This is a genomic window from Mastigocoleus testarum BC008 (assembly GCF_001456025.1).
Lineage (GTDB): Bacteria > Cyanobacteriota > Cyanobacteriia > Cyanobacteriales > Nostocaceae > Mastigocoleus > Mastigocoleus testarum.
The window spans coordinates 1-16,950 of record NZ_LMTZ01000144.1 but is presented as its reverse complement, the minus strand read 5'-3'; the positions used below and the strand labels follow the sequence as shown (position 1 = coordinate 16,950).

The 16,950-nt window shown below is 37.8% G+C and carries 12 protein-coding genes and 1 other RNA gene; 8 read left to right on the top strand and 5 right to left on the bottom strand.

Features of this window, described 5'->3' with window-relative positions; translation table 11 throughout:
* Positions 1-15: 15 nt before the first annotated feature.
* Entirely contained in the window at positions 16-693 is a 678-nt protein-coding gene (locus tag BC008_RS38650) for a helix-turn-helix domain-containing protein (RefSeq protein ID WP_235595811.1), read from the bottom strand.
* Between the two features lie 1,137 nt (positions 694-1,830).
* Between BC008_RS38650 and blaOXA the strand changes: the two genes are divergently transcribed.
* A complete protein-coding gene (gene blaOXA, locus BC008_RS38645) occupies positions 1,831-2,691 on the top strand; it encodes a class D beta-lactamase (RefSeq protein WP_027844892.1) in 861 nt (286 codons plus the stop codon).
* A gap of 169 nt (positions 2,692-2,860) precedes the next feature.
* On the opposite strand, the gene BC008_RS38640 is transcribed toward blaOXA, so the two are convergent.
* Positions 2,861-5,098, bottom strand: coding sequence for a glycoside hydrolase family 65 protein (locus BC008_RS38640; RefSeq protein WP_058183373.1), 2,238 nt, complete (start codon positions 5,096-5,098; stop codon positions 2,861-2,863).
* 712 nt (positions 5,099-5,810) lie between these two features.
* On the opposite strand from BC008_RS38640, the gene BC008_RS38635 reads away from it, so the two are divergent.
* From BC008_RS38635 to BC008_RS38625, 4 genes are all read left to right on the top strand, one after another.
* Positions 5,811-6,794, top strand: coding sequence for a phosphodiester glycosidase family protein (locus BC008_RS38635; protein ID WP_027844893.1), 984 nt, complete (start codon positions 5,811-5,813; stop codon positions 6,792-6,794).
* Between the two features lie 112 nt (positions 6,795-6,906).
* Positions 6,907-7,435, top strand: an RNA gene (gene rnpB, locus BC008_RS38815) — RNase P RNA component class A.
* Positions 7,436-8,144: 709 nt separating this feature from the next.
* Positions 8,145-8,861, top strand: coding sequence for a ribonuclease III (rnc, locus tag BC008_RS38630; protein ID WP_027844894.1), 717 nt, complete (start codon positions 8,145-8,147; stop codon positions 8,859-8,861).
* Between the two features lie 65 nt (positions 8,862-8,926).
* A complete protein-coding gene (locus BC008_RS38625; protein WP_027844895.1) occupies positions 8,927-10,054 on the top strand; it encodes a Gfo/Idh/MocA family protein in 1,128 nt (375 codons plus the stop codon).
* On the opposite strand, the gene BC008_RS38620 is transcribed toward BC008_RS38625, so the two are convergent.
* The gene (locus BC008_RS38620; protein ID WP_063800749.1) at positions 9,977-12,208 is read right to left on the bottom strand and encodes a sensor histidine kinase; all 2,232 of its coding nucleotides are present in this window, start codon (positions 12,206-12,208) and stop codon (positions 9,977-9,979) included. The two genes, BC008_RS38625 and BC008_RS38620, sit on opposite strands and share 78 nt — an antisense overlap.
* A 298-nt stretch (positions 12,209-12,506) precedes the next feature.
* Between BC008_RS38620 and BC008_RS38615 the strand changes: the two genes are divergently transcribed.
* Entirely contained in the window at positions 12,507-13,229 is a 723-nt protein-coding gene (locus tag BC008_RS38615) for a RibD family protein (RefSeq protein WP_027844896.1), read from the top strand.
* A gap of 432 nt (positions 13,230-13,661) precedes the next feature.
* Here BC008_RS38615 and BC008_RS38610 read toward each other — a convergent pair whose 3' ends face one another.
* Positions 13,662-14,021 (bottom strand): ribosomal maturation YjgA family protein, encoded by a 360-nt coding sequence (locus BC008_RS38610; protein WP_235595812.1) that lies wholly within the window; start codon positions 14,019-14,021, stop codon positions 13,662-13,664.
* Between the two features lie 282 nt (positions 14,022-14,303).
* Between BC008_RS38610 and BC008_RS38605 the strand changes: the two genes are divergently transcribed.
* Positions 14,304-14,618, top strand: a complete 315-nt coding sequence (locus tag BC008_RS38605; RefSeq protein WP_036266737.1) for a hypothetical protein — start codon at positions 14,304-14,306, stop codon at positions 14,616-14,618.
* A 312-nt stretch (positions 14,619-14,930) separates the two neighbouring features.
* Here the strand turns inward: BC008_RS38605 and BC008_RS38600 are convergent, their stop codons facing one another.
* Positions 14,931-15,977 (bottom strand): PstS family phosphate ABC transporter substrate-binding protein, encoded by a 1,047-nt coding sequence (locus BC008_RS38600; RefSeq protein ID WP_058183374.1) that lies wholly within the window; start codon positions 15,975-15,977, stop codon positions 14,931-14,933.
* 417 nt (positions 15,978-16,394) lie between these two features.
* On the opposite strand from BC008_RS38600, the gene BC008_RS38595 reads away from it, so the two are divergent.
* Positions 16,395-16,925 (top strand): hypothetical protein, encoded by a 531-nt coding sequence (locus BC008_RS38595; protein WP_058183375.1) that lies wholly within the window; start codon positions 16,395-16,397, stop codon positions 16,923-16,925.
* The last annotated feature ends 25 nt before the right edge of the window (positions 16,926-16,950 follow it).

The window sequence follows — 16,950 nt, the reverse complement described above, 5'->3', positions numbered from 1 at the left end:
GTCACACAAATATTTCTACGACGTGGATTCTACATAACATCTGGAGTAAGTATCTATAACCGTTGTTAGAAAAGGACGACCAACTATTTCACCATGTCTATCTACCAGCAACAAATCTACTTGAGTATGGTCGCACTGCCAAACATGATTGCTATACTCAACCGATAAATCTTTACCATCGCGAGTTTTAACTGATAAACGCGAACCTCGCCAACCCCGACTTCGTACACTTGCTTTTTGTTCTTTTTGCTCGATAATTGGCTGCAAAACTCTATACACCGTCCTGTAGCTAGGATACTTATCTTGCCCTAATTCAGATGCTCTAGCTTTTACTCGTATCGAAACTTGCAAAGGACTAATTCGCTTACTACCTTTATTACCCTCCCTATAGGTTTTAATAATAAAATCCTGCCAATTTTTATCGATGCGATGCTTACCTTTATCAACCCGTGTTTCTACTTGAATTGCAGCTAAACCTTGTTCTTCCCATTTTTTGACTAACCTTCGTACAGTCCGCACTGATTTCCCAAGCTTGGCTGCAGCTTCTCTTTGTTTTTGTCCATAAGTTTTGCGATCGCACGGCTTAAGTAAATCTTGAATTATTTCCAACACAAACCTCTCTTCATGAGAGAGTTGTGTGACTATTTCGTTGGTTTCTAACTCTTTAAAGTCATTAGGGTAATCGTCATCCATAAAAACATAATTGTTTAATTAGAACGTTTTTGTATTTTACTCCTATGAGGACACTTATTTTGTCAAATTTCGTAAAATCTTCGACAATAACCTTTTTTCAAGAAAGGACAAATAATTTGTCATATATCTAAAATAGGACACTTAATTTGTCAATAATCCTGTGTCCAGCTAAATTGGACATAAAATAAAAAAACCCTTACAGTGTAAGGGTTTGCAGTTAAATATTTTAAAGGACATTATTTTGGCAAGTGGTCATTTAATTTGTCAAACGACAAATAGATTACATGATTGCACCGATTAAAAGATTCTACAACCCGATTATCCTCATCCGTGTAATCTCGTAATCCGTATAATCAGTGATTTGGCTTTTGAAGGGATTATGGGTGCTTTGAGTGGATTAAATAGATTACATGATTGCACCGATTAAAAGATTCTACAACCCGATTATCCTCATCCGTGTAATCTCGTAATCCGTATAATCAGTGATTTGGCTTTTGAAGGGATTATGGGTGCTTTGAGTGGATTAAATAGATTACATGATTGCACCGATTAAAAGATTCTACAACCCGATTATCCTCATCCGTGTAATCTCGTAATCCGTATAATCAGTGATTTGGCTTTTGAAGGGATTATGGGTGCTTTGAGTGGATTAAATAGATTACATGATTGCACCGATTAAAAGATTCTACAACCCGATTATCCTCATCCGTGTAATCTCGTAATCCGTATAATCAGTGATTTGGCTTTTGAAGGGATTATGGGTGCTTTGAGCGGATTAAATAGATTACATGATTGCACCGATTAAAAGATTCTACAACCCGATTATCCTCATCCGTGTAATCTCGTAATCCGTATAATCAGTGATTTGGCTTTTGAAGGGATTATGGGTGCTTTGAGTGGATTAAATAGATTACATGATTGCACCGATTAAAAGATTCTACAACCCGATTATCCTCATCCGTGTAATCTCGTAATCTGTATAATCAGTGATTTGGCTTTTGAAGGGATTATGGGTGCTTTGAGCGGATTAAATAGATTACATGATACGGAGGGTTATCGGTTGGTTAATCCCGTTTATCTATCTGTTTAGTTGCGGGATGCTATGATGCTTTGGATCTTAGTGATTTATGGGAACTTATGAAGCAAATTTTCCGTTTATTGACTATTATCTTTGTGGGTTCCAACTCCCTCAGTTTTGTTTTACTTCAACCAACACAACAGGTACTGGGTACATCAAAACTGATAATTCAATCTTCCAATAATATGAGTGTTGCTCAAAAAATTAATTTTGAACGACACTTTCACAAATTGGGAGTTGAAGGATCTATTCTCATCTACGATTTAAACAAAAATAAAACTTACGAACATAACCCCAGTCGCAACGCAAAAAGTTTTTTACCCGCATCAACTTTCAAGATTCTCAACTCTTTAATTGCTTTAGAAACCGGCGTACTTAATGACGAACTTTCTGTTTTTACGTGGGACGGAATTAAAAGAGATTTTCCTCAGTGGAACCGCGACCTTAATATGAGAGAAGCATTTAAGAACTCAGCAGTTTGGTTTTACCAAGTTATCGCTCGCAGAGTTGGACACGAGGAAATGCAAAAATGGGTTACTAAGGTTGGGTATGGAAACCAAAAAATTGGTAGTAAGGAAGATATTGATACATTTTGGCTCAAAGGAGAAATACGAATTACACCCCAAGAGCAAATTCAGTTTCTCCAACGTCTGTACAAGAATGATTTACCGTTTTCTGAGCGTTCGCAGTCAATTGTGAAAGATATTGCGATCATTGAGCAGACTCCCAATTACACCATCAGAGCAAAGACGGGATGGGCTGCAAGGACAACACCCCAAATTGGATGGTATGTGGGTTACTTAGAAAGGGATAATAACACTTACTTTTTTACAGTTAATATTGATATTCGCAACAAAAAAGATATTGCTGCTCGCAAAGAATTGATGCGCCGTTGTTTTCAGGATCTCAAATTACTATAAGTGCTATATTCTAGTAATTTATGGCGGGTTCGTTTATGATTATAACTCTGTAGAGACGCGATATATCGCGTCTCTGGTGTATTGATTGCATCTCTACAATATCAATACGATGCTTCTCTAGCAAAGGATTTGAGATTTTGTGCTATGTAAATAGACATTGATTATGGTTTTACGCTGATGCTTGAAAAACTTCAGTTGTTTTATCATCATTGCAAACCAACTCTGGACGTAAATCGAATTCATGCCATTCACCATGCCATTTGAGTTTAAATTGCAGGCGTTTCCAATTAGTAGGTAATTTTGCACAAGCAACTGGACCAGATTCTGTCATTCTGACACCACCAAATCCAAAGATTACAGCTTGCCAAACTCCACCCGCACTTGCAGCATGAACCCCATCATTAGCATTGAGACGGACGTTAACTAAGTCTACCAATGCTGCTTGCATAAAGTGGTCGTATGCTGTATTTGCTCGGTCGAGATCGCAAGCCACAATGGCGTTAATTGCTGGACCTAGAGAAGAACCATAACTGTGGTCAGTACGGGGTGTGTAGTAATCCCAATTTGCTTGTAAGGTTTGTGTATCGTATAAATCCCGCAACAAATAAAGCACCATTAATACATCTGGTTGTTTGAGGATTTGCTTCTTGCTAGTTTCTTCTATCCCCAGTAAACCTTGCATAGATGTTGTTCGAGATTGGTAATCGGCAAAGTTAACATATTCTAAATCGAAGAAACCATCAAATTGTTCTATTAAGCCGGTAGAAGAATCGATATTGATAAATATTTGATCGGCGATTTCAGCCCAATGTTGTAGTTTTTCTGGACTTATTTTCAGAGCATCGGCTAAGTGTGAAGCTGTTTCCAGACAGTCTTGAGATAACCATTCCCACAAAGTAATAGCAGACTTTAAATGCCACCTTACCATTAAGTTGGTGAAAGCATTATTATCTACGCGATCGTGATTCTCGTCAGGACCAATAACATCGCGAATATCGTAGCAATCACGAGTCTCGTTCCATTCAACCCGACTTTCCCAGAAGTTTGCAGTATCTAGGAACATTTCAGCCCCATAAGAGCTCATCCATTCGTCATCTCCAGTGGTTTTCCAATATTGCCAAGCAGCATAAGCAATATCAGAATTAATATGTATTTCTAAATCTCCACACCATATTCGCACCATTTCACCATTAGGATCGGGTACCCAACGGGGAGTTACTTCTTCACCTGTATCAGCACTTTCCCAAGCAAACATTGCTCCTTCAAATCCCATTTCTTGTGCCTTCAGGCGTGCTTGAGGCAAGGTATGATACCGATAATTCAAGAGATTACGAGCAAGTGCTGGCTGAGTTAGGACGAGTAAGGGAAGAATAAAAATTTCTGTATCCCAGAAAATATGTCCGCGATAACCAAAACCAGAAAGTGTTTTAGGTGGAATACTAACTCGATCATCATTGCGCGGTGCAACTGCAAGCAGTTGAAAAATGTTATAACGAACGCTCAACTGAGCTAAGGTATCGCCTTCAATAATCACGTCGTTATCTTTCCAGACTAGATCCCACGCAGCAATGTGCGCAGCGAGTAAGCTTGGATAGCTTGGATTTTCTGCAAGTCTATCCAATGCAACATCAAGGGGAATTTCTGTATCTCGAGATGTGAAAATAGTCACAATTTTTTCTACGCCAAAGGTTTGTCCGGGTAGAAAATAGCACTTAGCCTCTACTTGTGAATCGGTACTAGATATGACAAATTCATCGTCTTGCGTGGTTAATTTAGCCGCCATTCCCAATTGGATTTGGGAACTTTTAGTTTGGGTATGCAACCACATAACATTATCTTTACTACCCCACTCAATAGTTTTCCAATGAGGTCTTCCTTGGGTAGTTGGTTCAGCATCAAAGCCCGATGTAATCTTAACTTCACCCTCAAAATCTATGGATGTTATTTGACAGCGAATAGCTAGAGTATGACGATCGGCTAGGGAAACAAAACGTTCAAAGTTAAACTCTACAGTCTGACCATTGGGCGATCGCCAGCGAACATTACGGCTAAGGATACCCAAACGTAGATCCAATCTACGCTCGTAGGTCAAAATTTCACCACTTTCCATCCCAAAGCGTTGTCCGTCAATAGTTATGGTTAAAGCTAACCAATTCGGACAATTCACCAGTTCTGTTTTGGCAATTTCTACATCATCATAGACGCCATGGATCATTGTTGCTGGAGAATCTTGAGGATAGCCCTCCTCAAATGTTCCCCTTGTTCCTAAATAACCATTGGACAAGTTAAAAACTGTCTCTTGATGGTGTAGTTTCTGTGGGTCAAATCCTCTCTCAATCACATGGGTACCCTTAGAATCTGTCAAGTTTTGGGCTTGACCGGAGTTATGAGCGGCTAGGTGTAACATTGCTTTAAAAAACCTAATAATTTACTGAATAATGTGGACTAAATGAAAATAAGATTATTTTGAGAAACTTTGAAGATTGAATGAAGTATGAGGATAATTAACTTCAAATAATTAACTTCAAATAATTTAGTTCAAATAATTAGCTTTCCTGATTCCGAACGCTTGATACTTTAGTTAAAAGCACCATACTAGAAATGAATTATTGAATCACAAGAAGTTCCAAGCAGATTGATAAATTTGATTAGTAATAAAGTTATCGATCAATCTATGTACTGCGATTTTTTCTACAAGCTAGACCCACATGTGACCTAATTTTTTCTCAGAAAGCTTAAATTTATTGTTCCCTGTTTCTGAGCAATACCTTCACTTTTTCGAACCTCTATAGATAGGCTTGCTCAACAATCGATGTTAAAACGAGATATTGCAAAAAAAAACATTTTTTTATACATTACTTAATAATGTTTTTTACATAAAGATACATTTTATTTAAATTACTTAATATATTTAATTTTCTGATACGTAAATCCTGAAATATTTTGACTAAGCTAAATTTTGAGGTAATTCTGAGTTTTTACTTCCCGGACAGGGAACATTTGTTTCGCAAAATCAAGCTCAGGTTAAATGATTTAAGGTTTGTTTATATCTTTTCGTAACAACTGAGTTAGTCTCTCATTAAGAATAATGAATATTGGTGTAAGAGAAATGTTCCATAATGTTCCATAAGAAATTTAAAATATCTAATCTCGGGATCCGTGAATTTTGCGAACGGTATAAGTTCCGTAGCTACAATCGAATTAACTGGAAAAGTCGCAAAAACAAAATTAGCCATCAAGAAGAGCAAAAAATTTCTTTATATTTGTTTTGGTGGAAGATAAAATTTAGTTTAATAGTGTTTTCTGTAGCACATAACCCCATTTCAGTAGTAGCAGAAGCTAAAATTCCTAGTTACCAAAAAATCCTGCACCAAGATGGGGTTAGAGTATACCAAAGTCTACTTATTAATTATTCCCAGTCTCAAATTCAAAAACAGGAATATGTCACTGTAATTGATACAAGAAAAGCTACTATCAAAAATTTAACTGGAAATATTACAGGAAATAACGACAGTAAAATCAGTAAAAAAATACTATCTAATTTTTGGCAAGATGCACTCGCTCGAAATACTGCATCCCGTAAAGTTGTTGCAATGGTTAATGGGGCATTTTTTTCCACTAATGACAACCCAACAGGTATTGCTTTTGGTTTAAAAACTGATAATAATTTGATTACCTACGGCTATGCAATTGGAAAGGAATACCCGGGTCAAATACGTGCATTCGCTTTCAGACCATTTTCAGGGATCGCCAAGATTCAGAATTATACTAAGCAATTATTCTCACATTTTCCAGAAGTAGTAGGAGCACTACATCCACTAGCTGATAAATCTACTCAAAAATACTTACCACGCACATTTCTTGGTGTAAGCGATTTGGATAACAACGGCACTCAAGAAAGTGTAGTACTTTACTCTAGCAACTATGCTCGTCAAATAGATGCAATTAAAGTTTTACGAGATTTTCGCTGTAGAACCATAGCAATGCTTGATGGTGGAGGTAGCACGGGACTAATTGTTAATGGTCGCCCGTTGATTTCTACCAATCGTCCCATCCCCCATGCGATCGCGGTTTATGCTGTGGTAAATTCTTCTTCAAACTGACAATATTGATTACGTGTTACCTATTCTATTTGGGTAAATTTAGATTTCTGTAAACACTAAATAAATAACTTGCACGCAATAATTGCAATCCGAGATTAAAATAAATTGGGAGAGAGTAGGCGTAGGTGGTTACAGACTAGTTGTAATGACTGGTTTGAGGAAAGTCCGGGCTCCCGAAAGACCAGACTTGCTGGGTAACGCCCAGTGCGCGTGAGCGTGAGGATAGTGCCACAGAAACATACCGCCTTTCTTTCAGTTAACAGTTAACAGTCAACAGGTAACTGTAGCCCATGAGGGCGTGGTGTCAGCCATAAACTGTTAGCTTTGCGTGCGCGTTAGTAAGGCGTTAGCAAGCACAGGGCGCAAGCCATAAACTGATAACTGGTCACTGAAAAAGGTAAGGGTGCAAAGGTGAGGTAAGAGCTCACCAGCAACATCGAGAGGTGTTGGCTCGGTAAACCCCGGTTGGGTGCAAGGTAAAGGAACCACGGTTGGTCTTTTCCCAGTTCCGCAATTAAGAGCCGCTAGAGGTGTTTGGTAACAGACATCCCAGATAGATGACCGCCCTCAAAATTTATGGATATAGTATGCTGTGTCCGTAAATAAGAGAACAGAACCCGGCTTATGTTCCGACTCTCTTCTTAATCCTTACTGGAAACTGGGGATTCGCTATTGGGAATTGGCGATTAGTAAAGAAATAAATTAAAGCGAGGGAAGAGGGAAGAAGGAAGAAGGAAGAAGTTTGGAATTGCAATGGTTAAACCCCAACGCATTCACGCTTCCTCGTGCGGGCGTATCTTACACCGTATGACACAGGCCGCGCGCGCGCGCGCGCGCCCTAACGAACGGTCTTCTCAGCAGGGCGTTAGCTTAGCACAAGGGGAATATGCCCTTCAGGCACGCTACCGCTAACAACCCATATTTGTGTTTATGAAAGAAGTTTACTCCCAACTTTGAACGCACTACGTGAACGGCACTGGCAACTTCGGTTCTTCCTTACGAACGAAGTTAGTTAATAAATAAGTCGAAAAATAAAATTTTGTTACTGTAGCGTAATCATTGCTTATGCTATTATTCATAACTTGAAATCCAAAAACTTGAATTCAAAGCTTAAACTCTCAAGTTCGAGATTCAAAGCTTAAAATCCAGAACTCATAATTAAAAATCAATTTCTCAATAAAAATCAATTTTTCAGCCAGAACCAATTTCCCAATCAAAAGTCAAAATAGGTCGTCCCCATAGGGCTAGTACAAGTAAGAAGTTAAGAACTAAGAAGTAAAAAGTTACCTATGACGCGATCGTGTCATCCTTACGCCAACGAAAATCTTTAATCTCAAATAGCAAATCCCCATGACCCTTGCTTATCCACGCCGACAAAGACAACTAGAGAGCTTAATTGAAAGATTAGGCGTGCCAAATAAGGACTTAATTAAGTGGCAGTTGTTAGATTTGGCACTGATTCATCCTAGCGTTTCTGAAAAAGCAAATTACGAGCAATTGGAATTTGTTGGCGATGCTGTAGTACGCTTAGTTGCAGCTCAAGTGTTGTGGGAGAACTATAGTGAATTTCCTGTAGGTGAATTTGCAGCAATTCGTTCGGTATTGGTTAGCGATCGCATTCTCGCTAAATTAGCTCGGGTATATGGTTTGGAATTATATTTGCAGGTTGCTGGAGGTGCAAGCAACGATCGGGCTGGGATGGAGTCAAGGTTAGCGGATGCTTTTGAATCTGTTTTGGGAGCATTGTACTTGAGTACTAACAATTTGGAATTAATTCGTCCTTGGTTAGATCCTCACTTTAAGAAGTTAGCTGCAGAAATTCGCCTCGACCCTGCTAGATTGAACTACAAAGCAGCACTTCAAGAATGGACTCAAGGTCAATTTAAAGTTTTACCGGAATATCGGGTAACCCAAAATCATTCCCAAACTGATAAAAATCGCTTTGAAGCTGAAGTTTGGCTGAATGGTGAAAAGTTGGGTTGGGGTAAAGGACGCTCTATAAAGTCTGCAGAGCAGGCTGCTGCAAAAGTTGCTTTTTTGTCAATTGACTCTCAGGGAAAACCCTGAACTCAAAATTAATTATATTGGGTTAGTTAATGTGAACGTGACAATTGACTAACTAAAAGTAACAAATGACTAATCAAATCAAAATAGCTATCGTCGGTGTGGGACGCTGGGGAATTCACTGGTTACGAAATATTTTAGAACACCCTCAAACACAGTTAGCAGCTGTAGTAGAACCCGACCGAGAAAGATTAGCCACAGTTCAAAAACAATATAACTTAGATGAAAGTGTATTGTTAACAGCACACTTACAACAACTCAAGGAAGTTGACGAATTAGAAGCTGTTATTGTTGCGACTCCTGCTACCACTCACTACAAACTAATTAGTGATGCTTTAAGCTGGGGATATCATGTCTTAGCAGAAAAGCCTTTGACTCTGGATCCCAAGGAATGTGAGGAACTTTGTCAGCTAGCACAAACTTCTCACAGATTATTAATGGTAGATCATACTTATCTATTCCATCCCGCTGTAGAGTCTGGGAGAAACGTTGTTTCTTCAGGAAAACTGGGAGATTTACGCTATGGTTATGCTACCCGCACCCATTTGGGACCAGTTCGTCAAGATGTAGATGCTTTATGGGATTTAGCCATTCACGATATTGCTATTTTTAACCATTGGTTGGGTCAATCGCCAGTACAGGTGCAAGCTACAGGTTCCGTATGGTTGCAAACAACGAGTACGCAAATAGAAAACACACCAGTAACAGATACGCGAACAATAAATCAGAATATTTCTGCTTTTCCTCCGCTTCAGTCTTCTTCCCCTAAAAACCCAAACCAAGGACTATCTGACCTTGTATGGTTAAAACTAATCTACCCAGACAACTTTCAAGCACATATCCACCTATGTTGGCTTAACCCAGATAAACAGAGACGACTGGCGATTGTTGGCTCCCGTGGTAATTTAATTTTTGATGAAATGTCTCAAGACTCCCCTTTAAGTTTTTTGGGGGGTGAGTTTGAGGTTCGGGAAAATCAATTTATTCCAATTAATCAAAGCCGTGAAGTTATACCAATAGAAACAGCCGAACCTTTAAGAAGAGTATGCGATCGCTTTGTTCATTGCATTCTTCACAATACTCCTATTACTGTTTCATCCGGTTGGGTCGGTACGGAATTAGTGAAAATCCTCACTGCTTTGACTACTTCTCTCCATCAAGGTGGAAAATCGACCTTTTTGGATGAAAATTGGTAGGGAATCTCCGCCGCGATCTCCAGTTTTTTTAATGGAATTTTGGGCGGAAGAACCGGATTTATTGTCGAGCTGCTTGGGGACGGAAGAAACGCATTTACTTTGGGATGAATTTTTCTCCAGTAAATCCATTTTTTCTGTTGAGTTTACTGCTTCAGTTACAGATTTTAATGAATTGCTATTCTGAGATTCTTTATTTAAGGAAACACAATTATTACTACTTTGTACCGGTATGTTTGGTTCGATTTGAGGTGAAAATTTTGATTTTGATTTATTATTTCTTGCTTCTGTACTTGAAGATGAAAGTAAAGCAGGATCGATTAAAGGTAAAGAAATTTTAACTGTCGTACCTTGATCCAAACCGGGACTTTCAAGTGCGATCTTACCTCCCATCATTTCCATTAAATTACGGGAAATTGCTAATCCCAAACCCGTACCGCCAAACTGACGACTCCTAGAAGTATCCACCATCACAAATGGACGGAAAAGTTTTTCCTGTTGTGATGGTTCTATACCCAGACCTGTGTCCGTTACAGAGATAATTATTTGTGGTTTATCCTCAATTGTTTCCGTAGCTGTACTAATTGTGATGCTACCTGCTTCTGTAAATTTGGTTGCGTTACCAATAATATTGATTAGTACCTGCTTTAATTTGCTAGAATCGGCATTAACTGGGATTATCTCGTCCATTTGTGGAGTATTTAACTGCAATCCTTTTTGTTGGACAGTAACCGACTGAATATTAATGACGTCTAACAGTAATTTCCTCAGGTCAATTGGTTCTGGATATACCGATAGCTTACCTGCTTCAATTTTAGAAATGTCAAGTAAGCTATTAATGATCCCCAACAAATGAATTGCGGTATCATCTGCTCGCTTCAAAAATTCCAACTCTTCTTCGCGACTATCGCACATATCTTCCCTCACTAACCGCACGCAGTTAATGATGATATTTAAAGGATTTCTCAATTCATGGGAAGTGGCGGCTAAAAACTGACTTTTACTTTGATTTGCTCCTTTTGCTTCCTCCCAAGCAATTTCTAATTCATTCGCCCAAGCTTTTAAACGTTCTACCATTTGTTCAAGAGCTTGTGCTAGTTGATTAAATTCCCGAATCTCAAAATTATGGGGTACTGGCTTAACATCTTTTCTGAGATGGAGATTTTGAGCGTAGTCTCCCAATTCTTCCATAGGAAGTGCTAAGTCGCGGGCTAGATACAAGGAGGCTAAAACACTAACACCAACTAAACATAAAGTTAAAATCAATAATATGATTTTTATTTGTCCCAATCCATATAAAGCGTTATCTAGACTAGTAACAGCCAGGACAACCCATTTTTCCTTTTGATTTCCAGTAACTGGAGCAGCGATCGCTTTGTAACCAGCTAATAATTCTTGTCCTTCATTTTCAAAAAAGAGGTGTAAAAAGTGCTTTCTCCCTGCGACTGCATTTTTGACTATTTTTTGTAGTCGAGTAGCATCTGCATGCTCTTTAATGTTAGTCCCAACACGTGTGGCGATGGGATGGGCTAAAATTCTACCATCTTCATCAATTACAACTGTTGAGCCTGTAAGTATACCTCGTTTATTTTTTACTCTGACTTGTAATAATGTTTGGAGATTGAGAATATATTTAACAGTTTGATTCTGGTCATATACTGGAACAGAAAATATCAACCTTAGTTTATTTTTGATTTCTTTTTGTCCAGTGATACCATTTTGTGGCGGCAATCTTACATCAAGATCGACTTCATTACTAGGTAGAGGAAGTTTTAATTCCTTAATAATGTTATCTCCACAGGTACTATTAATTACATTATTATTAGTAACATCTGTTAATTGAATACACTCTACATTGGTTGGTAAATAATTTTTTAATCGCTTGAGATATTCCTGAATTTTTTCCTGCGAACCAGACTGAATCACACTGGTTTGGGAAATACTGATTAGATTACTCTTAAGGGCTGCGATCCCATTAGTAATCATTTCTCCTTTAATTACTGCACTTTCTGTGAGGTTTTGACGGGCTGTCTCCAACAAACTCGAACGTGCTTTTTTAAAAACTATGATTTCTCCTATCAATAAAACGGGAACAGATAGGAGCAAAATTCTTGATACTAAAATTCGGCGAAAAGATGATTGACGAGATTTAGCCATCGGCATTCTCACAACTTATGTGCGGTTAACAATAGCAACAATATGCAAGTAGTTCAGCTAATGTCATTTCAGTTTCAAAATTTACTTATTTTTATCTAAGATTTTGACAATTCTCCACCAAGAAACTGCAGCATATTATACAATTTTGATTTAACTACTTGTAAAACTGACTGCCGTTGCCTGATTTCTGGGAAGCAAAAACTAAACTGGAAATTTGTAAATTGGCAAGCATAAAATATTGCCAATGATTAAAAAAAAACCCACACAAATACAAAATATATCAAAATTTTCCTGGTAAATGGTGCAAAAACTTCGTCCTTACACCACCATTGTTTTGGCAATGAGTGCGGATGGCAAAATCGCGGATTATATGCGATCGCCAGCTCGATTTGGCTCGAAAGCTGATAAGGCGCACTTAGAAAAACAAATTGCTGGTTCAGATGCCGTTTTATTCGGTGCTGGTACTTTACGTGCCTATAATACAACACTAACAATATCTAATTTAGCGTTGTTACAATATCGAAACCAGTTAGGTTACCCCCCCCAACCTATTCATATAACCATTTCTAAGAGCGGAGATCTAGACCCCGACATGCGTTTTTTTGAGCAACCTGTTAGGCGTTGGTTAATTTCAACCTCCCAAGGGGCAAGATTTTGGCAGCAGCACCAGGAAGAATTTACAAAACACCAATATAATTCTAAGCAACAGTTTGAAAAAGTCTTAGTTTTTGAAACTCAATCAGAACAAATTGATATTACAGCAGCATTGGAGCATTTAGTAAATCTTGGCATTAACCGTCTAGCGGTTTTAGGTGGTGGCGAATTGGTTGCAGCAATGCTGGAGTTGGGTTTAATTGATGAGCTATGGCTGAGTATTTGTCCGTTAATTTTAGGCGGTCAAACTGCTCCTACCCCTGTAGATGGTTCGGGATTTATTTCTGCTATTGCCCCGAGGTTACGTTTACTATCGGTAAATACTGTTGAAGATGAAGTTTTTCTTCATTATCGTTTTAAAAGTTGATTGGTTATTTGTTGTCACCGGAAGGAAGAAGTAAGGAGGAAGAGGGAAGAAGGTTTTATGTTGCCGTTAGAGGCACCTGCAGTGAACGCGCAGCGCGTCCAAAGTTGCTTGCACTCCTCCCTTAGCGGATCCGTAGGTAGCGCAGCTATAGGTAGCGCAGCTATAGCTATAGCGTGACGTTAGTCAGAGGCTCCGCCGACGCCGTAGGCTCTAACCTCTTCCGCCCGCTCATGGACGGGGCTTGTACCTTTCTGTCTTTGAACGCAGCAAAGCTGAACAGGAAGGAAGATTTTTGTAGGAAACGCGTTTGAAGACATCTTCCTTCTTCCTTCCGACGGAGTCGGTCAGTTCAAATCACAATAGTCTCTTTTCTACTGCTTTTTCATCGTATATTCTATTGTTATGGCTAAGTGCACATGTTTGCAGCAAACATCAACCAAAAGACTTGAAAGTATATTTTTTAGCTGTTATTATCCATATCCATCCCAAGAAACTACCGATAAAGTATGGAGGAAAATCTGACCATACAAAGGTATTACCTAAAACTAGTCTTCCTGGTAAAGTAGAGCGGGCAGCTTGCAAAAAAGGTGGTTGCCATAGCTGCAAAAATTCTAATCCACAAGTAGCAATGCAAACTCCAAGTGCAACTTTGAATGCGGAAATTCTCGGAGCGATCGCAGCAACTAATAAAATCCAAAATATTTCATAAGCAATGCTTCCAAAAACATCACCTAACCACTCAATCCCTGTTCCTTGAGAAAATCTGATTATGTAACCCGAAGGGACGACCACTATTATGCTCAGTAGCAGAATTATACGGTATTTACACTTGATGCGATGTTTCTTTGTCTGCATTTTCATATTGCATTAGCCTAAGTATTTACGATCTGAAATTAGATTGGTTATTGTCTTAAATTAGATATTTCAATAAGCATAGCTATTATTATCAGTGATAAAACTTATCTGAAGATTTTACTAATTACTGTAATCGGAAATGTTAATAATATAGCTTCGCTAAATCCAGTATTCTTAATATTATGAAGCAAATATTAAGCTAAAACTTTAGGGGGAAAGATGAGGTTTGTTGTAACAGTTGTTGCTTTCACTGGTCTATTAGTTACTGCTAGCCTAACTTCAACTGCTCAAGCACGTAGCAGTTCCTTTTCTGGTACGATTGAAAAAGTTTGGGAAGATGGATTCAGATTAAAAACTGAGGAACATTCTTTGAAGGTTGACTCTTGGGACGTTTTTGGAGATAACACGTCTGTTAACTTATCTGAAGGCGATCAAGTTACTGTGGACGGAGAATTTGATGGTGGAGAATTTGATGCTTTTTCCATTATTAAAGAAGATAATGTAAAATTTTGTACTCAAGATACAATACAGTAAATTTGTATTAGTATAGTATTTTGTATTTTCTATCTACGTATGATTGTAAATTAGCCTGCAGGGTATTTTGCTGTGGGCTAAAAGCATATTCATATTAACAGGTGAGAAAGGTTTAGTACTTAATAAAAGATAGCTGGAGACTCAGGTAAATTTATCGAGTTGTAAAAGTTTCTTGGTAAAAGTTGCTTGATTATTTGGGAAGGAAATAGCCCCAACAATATATTTTTTATTTGATGTTTTTGAATGGAATTGCAAATAACGTCTTTCTAACTTTTCTCAAGAATTACAAATATTTGCATTATATTTTGTGTGTCAGCGAATCCTGACAAAACCTGCTTCCGAGATTAATTGTTGACCTTCTTCTGTGAGCATAAGATTAGCGTAAGCCATCCCTGCTTCTTCTTCAATTTGACCATTCTTTTTCACAACTACAAATAGTCGTCTGGTCATGGGATACTCATCACTTTTAAAAGCCTCTACATTCAATTGGTTGCGCTGTATTGGACATTCATATGGGAGAACCAATGGTTTTTTATAAGGTGGGACAAATTTTTCACCAACTCGTGCAATTGGTAAGGGTTTGACGCCACATTGTGTAACAATTTTGGGTGCAGATGCGTAGTAAATGCCACCCCGATTGCTAATAATTCTTCTCAAGGCTTCCGTTGTGCTTTTTACTATCTGAATATTTTTACCAAACTTCTCTTTGTGTAAAACATTTTTCAGAAAAAACTCTACAGTACCACCTTCATTTTGTTTGGAGTATGGTGTTATTTTTAAGTTAGGTCCTCCTAAATCTTTCCAGTTAGTAATTTCACCCGAATATATTTTTTTGAGTTCGTCTAGCTTTAAGCCAGGTATATTCATTTTGGGATGAACTGCAACAGCAATACCATCTATAGCTATTGGAATTTCAGTAAGTGTAAATCCTTTTATTTCTGCTTTTTTATGTTCTTCTTCTTTTATAGAACGTGAAGTTTGAGAAAAATCTAATTCATTATTGAGGAGCATTTCGATCCCTACAGCAGAGTCAGGACTTCCTCTTTCTGGATTGATGTAAATTAATTCATATTCTGGAAATACTCTTGCGAGCGATTGTTCAGTTCTATTTCTAATTGAAGCCCAAGTGGTGCTACCTCCATAGCTGAACGATCCAGCAGGCACATTTTTAACTTGCGTAAACTTCTGAGCTAGGGATGGTGGTGATTTTTGTTTTTGCTTACTACTGGGATTTTTCCCAAAATTAACGAAGCCAGTATTATAAAAGTGAGATTTCCACCAAAAAACTCCAATAACTAAGCTTGAAGAAATTAAAAGGGTGAATGTTAGACTCAAAGTCTGGTTTTTTTTTTGAAACATAGTTATGTTTTCGCTTGATTGAATTTCAAATAAATAAAGTTTGAGCGTTATCTGTCCAGAAAAAATTCTGTCACATATCCATTAAAAACTGCCTTTTACTGAGATGAGTAGAAATTTAACTATTGTGAATTTCAAGCATTAAAATTAACGTCAATCTGGTAACAGTTTTATAACCCTTGTTGGGGTATCAAATAATAATCTTTCGCTAATAAATTTCTCCGATAAGTAAAGCAAGATTATGATACTAATATTCTTGAAAAAATAGTTAAGATTGATTAGTAGATGTTGTTATGATGTCCTCCACAAAAGCAATTAATTGATCAATATAAACTATTTGCTGTCACTGAAATACAAAAATTTCTTCACTTGATAATTGTTAATACTTTTGTTTTCTAATTTTATTTTTTTTTGAAAATTATGAAATATAGTGGCTGGAATCCAATCAGAAGAAATAAAAATATTGGTACAAAGAAACGTGGCTATTCGCAAAATAACCAGTTAGTTATCCCAGAGCGGTCGCAAGATAATCTTATTTATTGGGAGCGTTTAATAGATCCAGTAGCATGTCCCCTAGAAATTAAAGGACATCAAATGACTCTGCTGGTTGAAGCGACTAAACAAGGGTATGTTTATAGTTGTACGCCTAGTGACATTATTAGAATCCTCGAATTAGTAGATCGCGAACAGCTGGAAGTAATTGAACTAGTGATTTTGCGTCAACCAACAAAAAAACAAGAAATATTACAACCTGTTTGGGGTCGCTTTACAAGTAATGCAGATATTAATTACAAGTATTCTGGAGCCAGTATCATTCTTGAAGCTGTACCCATCGGTTTGATTCTCAAATGGACTGACAAGCTCGATTCTTACGGGCGCAAAGAACTGCTTTCTTTAGAAACAATACCTTTGCCAATTTACGAGGATGCAACACAATTAGAAGTATTGTGAATGCGTCCTAAAGAAGTAAGCTTGG